Here is a 10,901-nt window from a genome sequence, read left to right as displayed (position 1 = left end):
TGCGGCGATCTGCGTCGCAGAGGTCTCGTCCTCGGCGGTCAACGGCTCCGTCACGATCCGGGTGTCCTACGCCGCCGCGCACGTCACCTCCGCCGCGCACGCCTCCTCCGCCGGGGACGTCTCTCCGGACGCCGGGGTCTCTCCGCCGCCCGGCTCCGCCCCGTCCACCGCCTCCCGCCCCGCCCCGTCCGGGTCCGGCGGCCTCCCGACGCCCCTGACGAGCTTCGTCGGCCGGGAGGCCGAGGTCGACCGGCTCGACGCGCTCCTGGACCGCGAGCGCCTCGTGACGCTCGTCGGCCCGGGCGGCGCCGGCAAGACCCGCCTGGCCGACGAGACCGCGACCCGCCGGCAGGCGCGGATCGCGTCCGGGCCCGCGGCGGCCGCCCCCCGGCCGGCCGGCCCCGACGCCGGCGACCCGGCGACGACCGTTCTCGCCGCCGTCGACGGAAGCGGCCCGGCGACGACCACCGCACAGGCCGCCGCCCGCCCGCCGGCCCCGCCGCTGATCCGCCGCGTCGAGCTCGCGCCCATGACCGAGGGGCACGAGATCGAGGCTGCGCTGCTCGACGTCTTCGCGCTGCGCGAGGCGACGCGCCTGCGGACCACGACGGGCGCGCGGGCGCCGGGCGCGATGAACCGGCTCCTCGACGGCCTCGCGGGGCTCGACGCGCTGCTGCTGCTCGACAACTGCGAGCACCTGATCGCCGACGCGGCCGACATCGCCGAGACGCTCCTGCGTGGCTGTCCCGGCCTGCGGATCCTCGCCACCAGTCGCGAGCCGCTCGCGATCGGCGGCGAGCACGTCGTCGCGCTCGACCCCCTGGGGCTGCCGGACGGCGAGACCCCGGAGCCCGCCGCCGCGCTGGGGGAGCCCGCGGTCCGGCTGTTCGCCGACCGCGCCGCCGCGGCGTCCTCCGGCTTCGTCGTCGACGCGGAGACCGTCGGCCCGGTCGTCGAGATCTGCCGGCGCCTGGACGGCATGCCGCTCGCGCTCGAGCTCGCCGCCGCCCGGCTGCGCACGATGCCGCTGCGCGAGCTCGCCTCCCGCCTGGACGACCGCTTCCGCCTCCTGACCACCGGCCCGCGCACCGCCGAGGCCCGCCAGCGGACGCTGCGTGGCGTCGTCGACTGGAGCTGGGAGCTGCTCTCCGACCCCGAGCGTCGCCTGGCGCGCCGGCTCGCCGTCCTGCCCGGCGGCGCGACGCCGGCCGCGGCCGAGGCCGTCTGCAGCGGCGACGGCGTGCCCCGCGAGGACGTCCTCGACCTGCTCGCCGCCCTCGTCGACAAGTCCGTGATCCAGGTCCGGCCCGACCGCGGCGAGGACGGCCACGGGGCGCGGTACCGGATGCTCGAGACGCTGCGCGAGTACGGCCTGCAGCAGCTGGAGCGGGCGGGCGAGACGACGGCGCTGCGGCGCGCCCACGCCGAGTGGTTCGCCGGGGTGACCGAGCGGGGCGACGCGGCCATGCGCACCGCCGACCAGGTCCCGTGGCTGCGCCGGCTGCGGGCCGAGCGCGAGAACCTGCTCGCGGCGATCCGCTGCTTCGCCGACGAGCGCGACGCCCGCGCGGCGCTGCGGATGGTGGCGTCCCTGACGCTCTTCTGGGTGGCGTCCGGCAACCCCGGCGAGCTGATCGAGGCCGGCCGCATCGCCCTGGAGGTCCCCGGGGACGCCGACCCCGTCGACCGCGTGCTGGTCGAGGGCGTCGAGGGCTTCGCGCGGATGTTCGGCGACGACGAGACGGGCCCGCTCGACGAGGCGTCGCAGGCGGCGCTGCTGGAGCGGATCGCCGCGACCGAGGCGCCCGACCGGCCGGTCTGGGTCGCGGTCCGGCCGATGTTCGCCTACGCGCTGGGCGACCTGAAGCTCGTCCACCGGGTGCAGGAGGACGCGCTCGCCCACGACGATCCCTGGGTGCGGGCGACGGCGAACCTGCTGGCCGGGCAGCTGGCCGAGAACGAGGGCGACCTCGAGACCACCCTCCGGTGCTCCGAGGAGGCGCTCCGGGGCTTCCGCGCGATCGGCGAGCGCTGGGGGACGTCCGCCGCGCTCTCGTCGATGGCCGTCCCGCTGCTCCACGCAGGGGAGCTCGACCGGGCGGAGGCGGCGATCCTCGAGGCGCAGGCGGCGGAGCAGGACCTCGGCGGCGAGGAGTCGGGGCCGGGACCGTACGTGTTGGCCGAGATCCGCCTGCGGCAGGGCCGCATCGACGACGCGCGCGAGATCGCCCGGCGCGCGGCGGAGGGCTGGGCCGGGGAGCGCGAGCTCGCCTTCGGCCGGCTCAGCATGGGGCGGATCGCGCGGCTGGCGGGCGACCGCGAGGACGCGTGGCGCTGGGCGACCGAGGCCCTGCGCCACCTGGACGCGCGCCCCCGGGCCGGGATCGGGCACGAGCGGGCGATGGTGCTCACCACGATCGCCGGCCTGGAGCTCGACGACGGGCGTCTCCCCGAGGCCGTCGCCCGGCTGGTCGACGGCTACCAGGCGGCCCGCGGGACCCGGGACATGCCGATCGTCGCGATGGTCGGCGTCGTGATCGCCGCCGCGCGGCTGGCGCACGGCGAACCCGAGCGGGCGGCGGAGACGTTGGGCGCCGCGGCGACCCTGCGCGGCGCCGACGACCTCCTGAGCCCCGAGACCGCCGGGATCGTGACGGGCCTGCGGGCAGCGCTGGGCGACGACTTCGACCGTGCCTACGCACGGGGGCGCGGCCTCGATCGCGAGGCCGCGCTGGAGCGGATCGATCCCGCGTCGCTGGCGACGCCGGGCTGACCCTAGGCCCGCCGGGCGTAGGCCCGCAGCGCGAGCGGCACGAAGACCACCAGGAGCGCGGCCATCGAGAGCAGCGTCCACAGCAGGTCGTCGCCCCTCGGCCCGCCCAGCAGGAGGGCCCGGAGGCTGTCGACGAGGTGGGTCAGCGGGTTGAGGTCGACGACGGTCTGCAGCCAGCCGGGCAGCGTGTCGGCCTTCACGAACGTGGAGCTCGCGAACGTCAGCGGGAAGAGCACGAGCATCGTGATGCCCTGCACCGCGTCCGGGGTGCGGACCATCATCCCGATCCAGACGGAGACCCAGGAGAGGCAGAGCGCGAAGCCCATGACGAGGGCCCCGGCGGCCAGGACGTCGAGGACGCCGGTCTGCACGCGGAAGCCGAGGACGTAGCCGAACCCGAGCGTCACGGTGAACAGCAGGACGTAGCGGACGAGGTCCGCGAGCACCTTGCCCACCAGGGGCGCGGCGCGCGAGATCGGCAGGCTGCGGAAGCGGTCGAACACGCCGGACGCGATGTCGTCGTTGAGGTTCACCCCGATCGTCGCGCCGGCCAGGGCGATCGTCTGGGCGAGGATGCCGGGCAGCAGGTACTGCAGGTAGTCGTGCTGCGAGCCGGCGGCGATGGCGCCGCCGAAGACGTACGTGAAGAGGACGAGGAAGATCGCCGGCTGGATCGTCACGTCGATCAGGGCCTCCGGCGTGCGGAAGGTCTTGATCAGGCTGCGGTGCGCGAGCGCGACGCTGTGGCGCAGCAGCGCGGGGCCGCGGCGGGACGCGGCGGAGGCGGGGGTGCCGCCGGCGGGGAGGCTGACGGTGCTCATGCCGCGGCCCTCCCGTCGGAGTCCGCACCTCGGTCGTTGGGCGCGGTGGCGGGCCCGCCGGCGGGGACGAGGACGCGAGGGTCGTCGTCCGCCGCCGGTCCGCCGTCGTCCTCCGCGTCGTCGGTGGGGCCGCCGTCGGCCGTCCGGCCGATCAGCGCGAAGAACGCCTCGTCGAGGCTCGGCAGGCGGAGCGAGAGCTCGTCCACGCCGACGCCGGCCGACGCCAGGCGGATGACGGCCTCGGCGAGCATCGCCTCCCCGCTGACGGGAGCGGTCAGGACGCCGCGGCCCGGCGACGTGACGCGGCCGCCGACGCTCGCGGTCAGCGCGGCCATGATCGTGGCGACGCGGTCGAGGTGCGCGGGGTCGCGCGGGCGGACGGTGAGGTGCTGGCCGCCGACGACGCGCTTGAGCCCGTCGGGGGTGTCGTGGGCGATGACGCGGCCGTGGTCGATGACGGTGACCTCGTCGGCCAGCGCGTCGGCCTCCTCGAGGTACTGCGTGGTCAGGAGGACGGTGGAGCCCTCGCGCAGCAGGGAGCGGACGACGCCCCACATCGCCTGGCGCTTGGCGGGGTCCAGGCCGGTCGTCGGCTCGTCGAGGAAGACGACGGCCGGGCGGCCGACGAGGCTCGCGGCCAGGTCCAGGCGCCGGCGCATGCCGCCGGAGTAGGTGCCGACGGGGCGGTTCGCGGCGTCCTGCAGCTCGAACCAGGCGAGCAGGTCCTTCGCGCGGGCCTTCGCGTCGCGGCGGCGCAGGTCGAGCAGCTGCCCGAAGAGGACGAGGTTCTCGGTGCCGGTCAGCTTCTCGTCGACCGATGCGTACTGGCCGGTCAGGCCGATGGAGCGGCGGACGGCGACGGCGTCGGTGACGACGTTCCGGCCGCCGACGAAGCCGACGCCCTGGTCGGGGCGCAGCAGCGTGGAGAGGACGCGGACGGCGGTGGTCTTGCCGGCGCCGTGGGGTCCCAGGACTCCGAGGATGGTGCCGGGGCGGGCCTGCAGGTCGACGCCGTCGAGCGCCTGGGTCTCGCCGAAGCGCTTGCGCAGGCCGATCGCCTGGATCGCGAGATCCGGGTCGGCAGCGGGAGTGGTGGAGGTCATGCCGCCACAGTGCGCCCCGCCGCTCGCAGACCGCTCGCAGCGGGCGCACAGCGGGCTCACACCCGCGGTCCCCGGGATCGCCGGGTCAGGTGAGCCGGTCGAGCCAGACGTGCAGCAACGCGGTCTCCTCGGACCCGAGCGCGGGCGGCGGGGTCACGAGGAGCTGGGCGTCCAGGCGGCGCGCGGCGGCGGCGAGGGGGTCGGCGTCCCCGGGCGCGTCCGGGCTGGCGAGGATGCGGCCGAAGACCGCGTCGCGGAGCGCGTCGGAGATCGCCGGGTCCCCGAACGCCTCGGGGTCGGCGACGCGGTTGAACGCCAGCCCGACGTTGGCGGAGAGCAGCATCGCGGCGGCCTCGCCGACCGGCCCGCGGAGCGCCCCGATCGCGGCGCAGCGGGTGAGGGTCGCGGTGAGCAGCTCCATCACGCCCTCCCGCGCCCGGGCGCCGGCCCACGGCCGGGGCGAGAACATCAGCTGGTAGATCGCCGGGTTCTCCCGGGCGAACGCCATGTGGTCGTCCCACCCGGCCCGGAGGTCGGCGACCGGGTCGCCGGAGGCCTCGAGCTCGGCCTTCCTCGCGGCGTAGCGCTGCAGCCCGAGCTCGGCGAGCGCGTCGAGCAGGCCGCGCTTGTCGCCGAACAGCCGGTACAGGACCGGCTGGGTGACGCCGACGGCCTCGCAGACCGCGCGCGTCGCGATCTCGCCGTCCGGTGCGGCGATGAGTTGCGCCTCGGCGGCTTCGAGGAGGGCGGTGCGGAGGGGGTCGACGTCCGTGCTGATGCGCCGAGTCTAGCGCTTCGTATCGTCGTTAGTAGTTGTGCTACGTTCGTCTGTAGCAGTGATTCGTATTCAACGTAGCGACGAAAGCGGCACCATGAGCACGACCACCCAGCGCATCGCCCTCGTCACCGGCGGCTCCCGCGGCATCGGCCGCGCGATCGCCGAGCGCCAGGCCGCCGACGGCTCGACGGTCGTCGTCAACTTCGCCTCCGGCACCGCCGCGGCCGAGGAGACGGTGGCCGCGATCACGGCCGCCGGCGGCCACGCGATCGCCATCGGCGCCGACGTGGCCGACGAGGCCGCCGTCGCCGCGATGTTCGACCGCGTGGAGCGCGAGCTCGGCGGCGTCGACGTCGTGGTCCACTCGGCCGGCCGGATGGCCCTCTCGACCATCGCGGACCTGGACCTGGACGTCCTCGACGCCCTGCACCGCACGAACATCCGCGGGTCGTTCGTGGTCGCCCAGCAGGCCGCCCGCCGCCTGCGGGACGGCGGCGCGTTCGTCGCGCTGTCGACCTCGATCGTCGGCACCCAGTTCCCGACCTACGGCCCGTACGCCGCGAGCAAGGGCGCGATCGAGGCGATGACGCTCATCCTCGCCCGCGAGCTGCGCGGCCGGGACATCACGGTCAACGCGGTGGCGCCGGGGCCGACCGCCACCGACCTCTTCCTCGACGGCAAGACCCAGGACCAGGTCGACCAGCTCGCCAAGGTCCCGCCGCTGGAGCGCCTCGGTACCCCGGAGGACATCGCGAGCGTCGTCGCCTTCCTCGCCGGCCCGGACGGCCGCTGGGTCAACGGCCAGACCCTCCGCGCCAACGGAGGGATGGTCTGATGCCGCGCGCGACGGGCGTCGTCGTCCCCGCGCGTTCGGCGACCGGATCCCTGCGTCTCCCGGGCGTCTCGGACCTCCCGTCCGCACGCGCCTCGCTCTGACCTCCTCACCCCTCCACCGCCCAGCAAGGACACGCACAGAGCCTCGGCGGCACCATCCTCAACGCCGACCTGCTCGGGACGTCCTGAACCGACCGGCGCCGGCGCGCGGCGCTGACGCGCGCGGCGCGCCGGGGGCTCCGGGCTCCGCGGCGAGGGGCCGTCCGGGAATCGACGACGAAGCGGCGATTCCCGGAGCGGCCGCGGGGAAGGGCGGCGGCCGCCGCGCCGGCGTCAGGCCTTCAGCCCGCGCACGCCGTCCTGGATCGTGAAGCTCGCGCCCGTCGACGCCGGGGCGGCGCGCGTCGTCACGGCGGAGAGGGTGCGGAAGTCCGCCCGCAGCTCGCGCTGGTCCATCGTCACGCGCACGTAGCCGCGGCGCTTGCCGTTGTACTTGATCCAGGGGTTCTCGCTGAGGTCCTCGTGCGCGTCGCTGCCGTCGCCGCCGGAGGTCACCGAGGTGCCGCAGAGCTCGGAGCCGACGATCGGCGAGGACGGGTCGTCGAAGTCGCGCAGCAGGTCCGCCGCGTAGTGCTGGTGGATGTCGCCGGTGAGGACGACCGGGTTGCTCGTGCCGCGGTCGGCGATGCCGGTCAGCACGCGCTGGCGGGACGCGCGGTAGGCGTCCCACTGGTCGGTCGAATAGCCCTTCGGGGCGCCGGGGACGACGTCGTGGGAGGCCATCAGGACCTGCTGGGCGAGGACGTTCCACTTCGCCTTCGACGCGCCCATGCGGTCGACGATCCACTGCTCCTGCGCGATGCCCGGGAGCGTCGCCTTCGGGTCGCGCATGTCCGGGCCGTCCGCCGGGCTCTTGTCGCCGTAGGGCTGGTCCGTCCGGTACTGGCGGGTGTCGGCGACGACGACGTTCGCCAGGTCGCCCATCGGCAGCTCGCGGTAGAGCTGCATGCCCGAGCCCTGCGGGTGCTGCGGCAGCCGCAGCGGCATGAACTCCCAGTACGCCTGGTACGCGGCCTTGCGGCGCCTGGCGAAGACCTTCGGGTCCTGGTCGGGCTCGGTGTCGACCTGCGAGATCAGGTTCGCGTAGTTGTTCTCCACCTCGTGGTCGTCCGGCGTCGGGATCAGCGGGAAGAGGCGCCGCATCTCGAGCAGGTCGGGGTCGGAGTTGTACTGGCTGTGGCGCTCGCGGTAGGCCGGGAGGTCCGTCGGCTCGGCGTTGGAGTGCTGGCGGACGCCGGACGTGCCGGGCCCGCCCTCGTAGATGTAGTCGCCGACGTGCACGACGAACCACGGGTCGTCGTCCGCGATCCGCCGGTAGGCCGTGAAGTACCCGGCCTCCCAGTTGGAGCACGACGCGAGGCAGAAGCGCAGGCTGTCGGGCGACTGGCCGGGCTTCGGGGCGGTGCGGGTGCGGCCGAGCGCGCTCGCCTCGCCGCCTGCGTAGAAGCGGTACCAGTACTCGCGGCCGGGCTTGAGGTTCGGGACCTCGACGTGCACCGAGTGGCCGTCGGCGGCGGTCGCCGTCTGCACGCCGCGGGCGACGATCCGGGTCATGCCCTCGTCCTGGGCGAGCTCCCAGGTGACGGGGATCTGGCCCTTCACGGCGTCGCGGCCGAGGGCGTCGAGGGCGATGCGCGTCCAGAGGACGATGCTGTTGGCCGCGGGCTCGCCGGAGGCCACGCCGGCGACGAACGGGTAGGCGCCGCGGGGGAGGGCGGCCGCGCGGCCGGCGAAGAGCCCGCCGAACGAGAGCGCGACCGCGCCGGCGCCTCCGGCGGCGAGCAGGTCGCGTCGGGAGATGCGTGAGGACATCGGACTTCCTTTGTTGCTGCGATGGGGGGACCCCGATCCTCGGTGCCGAGCGCGCCGATCCTGTGCAGATGGCGTGAACCTTCGTGGCGCCTGCAAGCGATGCCACCCCGGCGGGACGGCCCGCGATGGCATCGGATCCGCCCTGCGCCGTGGCGCCCGGCGCATTCAGCTGGGGTAGGGGGTGCGGGACCGAGCCGTGCGCAGCGCCTCGGCCCACCAGGCGAGCTGCTCCAGGAGCGTCGCGGCGTACCGCGCGGCGTCGGGGTCGTCCGGCCGGCCGTCGGTCCAGGCGGTGAAGAAGTTGGGGAACGCGAGGCCGTCCCGGATCGTCACGGCGTGGAGCTCGGTCAGGACGTTCTCGAGATGGAGCGCGGCGTGCCGTCCGCCTGCCGCGCCGCCGTAGGTCACGAACGCGACGGGCTTCGCCGTCCACTGCGTGAAGTGCCAGTCGATGGCGGCCTTGAGCGACGCCGGATAGCTGTGGTTGTACTCGGGCGTCACGAGCACGTACGCGTCGGCGTCGTCGAGGGCGGCGGTCAGCCGGCGCATCCCCTCGGGGCGCGGATAGGCGCTGTCGGCGAACTTCGGCGACAGCGCGGGGAGCTCGAGCGGGATCTCGTGGTCCGCGAGGTCCACGACGGTGACGTCGAACGCGTCGAGCGTGCTCGCCTGCTCGCTGAACCACGACGCGACCGTCGGTCCGAAGCGGCCCTCCCGGACGCTTCCGATGACGACGGCGAGACTGGTTCGTGCAGTGGGATCGGTCATGGATCCCACCGTGACGCAGGCCGCCGAGGGCCACCAGACCCGGGCCAGGGCTGGCCCTGCCACGGCCACCCTCGCACCACGGGCACCCGCCCGTCCCGGCGTATGATCGTTCCCATGAGCACGCCGCTGGGGGACTTCGTCCGGGCCCGCCGCGACGCTGTGCCCCCGCACGCGGTGGGGCTCACCGCGGGCCCCCGCCGTCGGGTCCCGGGCCTGCGGCGCTCGGAGCTCGCGCAGCTGGCCGGCATCAGCGTCGAGTACCTCGTCCGCATCGAGCAGGGAACGGACCGCAACCCCTCCGCGGCGGTGCTGGCGTCCCTGGCGGCGGCGCTGCGCCTGGACCCGTCCGACCACGCGCGCCTCCGGCACGTCGCGAAGATCACGGGTGGAGGATGCCCCGGTTCGGCCACTCGGCCGCACCGGACCGTGCGGCCCCGGGTCCTGACGCTGCTGCGGCAGTTCGAACCGGCGGCCGCGATCGTCACCGACCGGACCGGCGAGGTGCTCGCGCACACCGATGGGTTCGAGCTGCTCGCTCGCCCCGTGGGGATCCTCGACCCGGCGGAGCCGAACCTGACCCGGTTCGTGTTCCTCGACCCGCGGGCCCGCGACGTCTTCCCGGACTGGGAGCACGTCGCCGACGAGCTCGCCGCCGACCTCTGGCTCGGCCCGTCGCGCGAGCGCTCCGCCAGCTTCAGGGAGGAGCTCGGCGCGCGAGCCGGTGCGGCGTTCACCGACCGGCTGGAGCGTCACACCGCCCCGGCCGGAGGCGTCCTGCGCTGGGTCCACCCCGTCGCGGGCGAGCTGCGACTCGAGCGCGAGACGATGGAGCTGCCCCCGGCGGACGCGCAGCAGCTCGTCGCGTTCCTCCCCGCCGACGGCGCGACCACCGCCGCGCTCGACGGTCTCCGGCACGCCGCCGCGACCCCGCTGCGCGCCGTCGGCTGAGCCGTCGGGCGACCGACCGCGACCGCCCGCCCGCGCTTCAGCGGGCGGCCTCGCGCCCGTGGGCGCTCCCGCCCCGGGAGCCTCCGTCGACCGCTCGGCTCGCGCCCGCACGCAGCTCGTCCCGGGCGGCGGCGAGTGCCTCCTCGAGCGGGCGGTCGGGGGGACCCAGAGCCTCCACGCCGCGGGCCCCGCGGCGCCGCAGCTCGGTCGCCGCGGCGTCCTCCACCCGCCCGCCGAGCACGACGACCGGCGTGCCGGCGGCCACGGCGGCGCGCACCACGGCGTCGACGGTCTTGCCCTGCAGCGTCGAGGCGTCGACGCTCCCCTCCGCGGTCAGGACGAGGTCCGCACGGGCGGCGAGCGGCGCGAACCCCACGAGGTCGAGCACCGCCTCGGCGCCCGGGCGCGCGGTCGCCCCGATCGCCCGCAGAGCGAGGGCGAGGCCGCCGGCGGCACCGCTGCCGGGCAGGTCGGGGTCGACCCGCAACGCGTCGGCCCATCGGGCCAGGGCCGCGTCGTAGGCGTCGACCTCGTGGGGCGTCGCGCCCTTCTGGGGCCCGAACCGGCGGGCCGCGCCGTCGGGTCCGCACAGCGGCGCATCGACGTCGTGCAGCAGCTCGATCGCCACGCCCGCGAGCCGCGGGTCGAGGCCCGGCAGCGCGGGGTCGACGGCGGTCGGGTCGGCCAGCAGCGCGGCGCCGCCGGCCGGCGCGTCGACGCCGAGGGCGCGCAGGAACCCGGCGCCGCCGTCGACGCTCGCGCTGCCGCCGACGGTGACGAGGATCCGGCGCGCCCCGAGGTCGAGCGCGGCCAGGACGAGGTCGCCGACCCCGGCTGACGAGGCCCGCCCGACGTCCCGGTCCGCCAGCGGGATCGCGGCCAGGGCGATCGCCTCGGCCGCCTCGACGAGGACGGTCGGACCGGCGGCGGCGCCGGGATCGCCCGACGCTGCGGCGGCGTCGGGGCGGGCCGCGCCGTGGGCCGGAGCGGCCTCGCCGTGCGCG

The 10,901-nt window shown here is 75.8% G+C and carries 9 protein-coding genes; 3 read left to right on the top strand and 6 right to left on the bottom strand.

Going from position 1 to position 10,901, the window contains the following annotated elements; genetic code table 11:
* Positions 1-2,773: AAA family ATPase (locus AB0L40_RS23660; protein WP_364360547.1), on the top strand; the 2,773-nt coding region annotated here is incomplete at its 5' end.
* Between the two features lie 2 nt (positions 2,774-2,775).
* Here the strand turns inward: AB0L40_RS23660 and AB0L40_RS23655 are convergent.
* The 3 genes from AB0L40_RS23655 to AB0L40_RS23645 form a co-directional block, all read right to left on the bottom strand.
* Positions 2,776-3,594: an ABC transporter permease gene (locus tag AB0L40_RS23655; RefSeq protein ID WP_364360545.1), complete on the bottom strand. Its 819-nt coding sequence runs from the start codon at positions 3,592-3,594 to the stop codon at positions 2,776-2,778.
* The gene (locus AB0L40_RS23650) at positions 3,591-4,697 is read right to left on the bottom strand and encodes an ATP-binding cassette domain-containing protein (RefSeq protein ID WP_364360543.1); all 1,107 of its coding nucleotides are present in this window, start codon (positions 4,695-4,697) and stop codon (positions 3,591-3,593) included. Before AB0L40_RS23650 ends, AB0L40_RS23655 begins: the two co-directional genes overlap by 4 nt.
* Positions 4,698-4,782: 85 nt before the next feature.
* Positions 4,783-5,205, bottom strand: a complete 423-nt coding sequence (locus AB0L40_RS23645) for a TetR-like C-terminal domain-containing protein (RefSeq protein WP_364360541.1) — start codon at positions 5,203-5,205, stop codon at positions 4,783-4,785.
* Between the two features lie 364 nt (positions 5,206-5,569).
* Here AB0L40_RS23645 and AB0L40_RS23640 point away from each other — a divergent pair, with 364 nt between their 5' ends.
* Entirely contained in the window at positions 5,570-6,310 is a 741-nt protein-coding gene (locus AB0L40_RS23640; RefSeq protein ID WP_364360539.1) for an SDR family oxidoreductase, read from the top strand.
* Positions 6,311-6,642: 332 nt separating this feature from the next.
* Here AB0L40_RS23640 and AB0L40_RS23635 read toward each other — a convergent pair whose 3' ends face one another.
* Both AB0L40_RS23635 and AB0L40_RS23630 read right to left on the bottom strand, forming a co-directional pair.
* The gene (locus AB0L40_RS23635; protein ID WP_364360537.1) at positions 6,643-8,181 is read right to left on the bottom strand and encodes an alkaline phosphatase D family protein; all 1,539 of its coding nucleotides are present in this window, start codon (positions 8,179-8,181) and stop codon (positions 6,643-6,645) included.
* A 165-nt stretch (positions 8,182-8,346) separates the two neighbouring features.
* On the bottom strand, positions 8,347-8,949 hold the full coding sequence (locus tag AB0L40_RS23630) for an NAD(P)H-dependent oxidoreductase (RefSeq protein WP_364360535.1): 603 nt from the start codon (positions 8,947-8,949) through the stop codon (positions 8,347-8,349).
* Between the two features lie 114 nt (positions 8,950-9,063).
* Here AB0L40_RS23630 and AB0L40_RS23625 point away from each other — a divergent pair, with 114 nt between their 5' ends.
* A complete protein-coding gene (locus AB0L40_RS23625) occupies positions 9,064-9,897 on the top strand; it encodes a helix-turn-helix transcriptional regulator (protein WP_364360533.1) in 834 nt (277 codons plus the stop codon).
* 37 nt (positions 9,898-9,934) lie between these two features.
* On the opposite strand, the gene AB0L40_RS23620 is transcribed toward AB0L40_RS23625, so the two are convergent.
* A partial coding sequence (locus AB0L40_RS23620) for a glycerate kinase (protein ID WP_364360531.1) occupies positions 9,935-10,901 on the bottom strand: 967 nt, incomplete at its 5' end.

The sequence above is a fragment of the Patulibacter sp. NPDC049589 genome, from assembly GCF_040675535.1.
Lineage (GTDB): Bacteria > Actinomycetota > Thermoleophilia > Solirubrobacterales > Solirubrobacteraceae > Patulibacter.
This window is presented reverse-complemented; position numbering and strand designations above follow the sequence as displayed.

Coding starts and splice junctions, on each gene's coding strand:
- AB0L40_RS23650 (WP_364360543.1), bottom strand. CDS start 4,697: ATGACCTCCACCACTCCCGCTGCCGACCCGGATCTCGCGATCCAGGCG.
- AB0L40_RS23640 (WP_364360539.1), top strand. CDS start 5,570: ATGAGCACGACCACCCAGCGCATCGCCCTCGTCACCGGCGGCTCCCGC.
- AB0L40_RS23630 (WP_364360535.1), bottom strand. CDS start 8,949: ATGACCGATCCCACTGCACGAACCAGTCTCGCCGTCGTCATCGGAAGC.
- AB0L40_RS23635 (WP_364360537.1), bottom strand. CDS start 8,181: ATGTCCTCACGCATCTCCCGACGCGACCTGCTCGCCGCCGGAGGCGCC.
- AB0L40_RS23645 (WP_364360541.1), bottom strand. CDS start 5,205: ATGGCGTTCGCCCGGGAGAACCCGGCGATCTACCAGCTGATGTTCTCG.
- AB0L40_RS23655 (WP_364360545.1), bottom strand. CDS start 3,594: ATGAGCACCGTCAGCCTCCCCGCCGGCGGCACCCCCGCCTCCGCCGCG.
- AB0L40_RS23625 (WP_364360533.1), top strand. CDS start 9,064: ATGAGCACGCCGCTGGGGGACTTCGTCCGGGCCCGCCGCGACGCTGTG.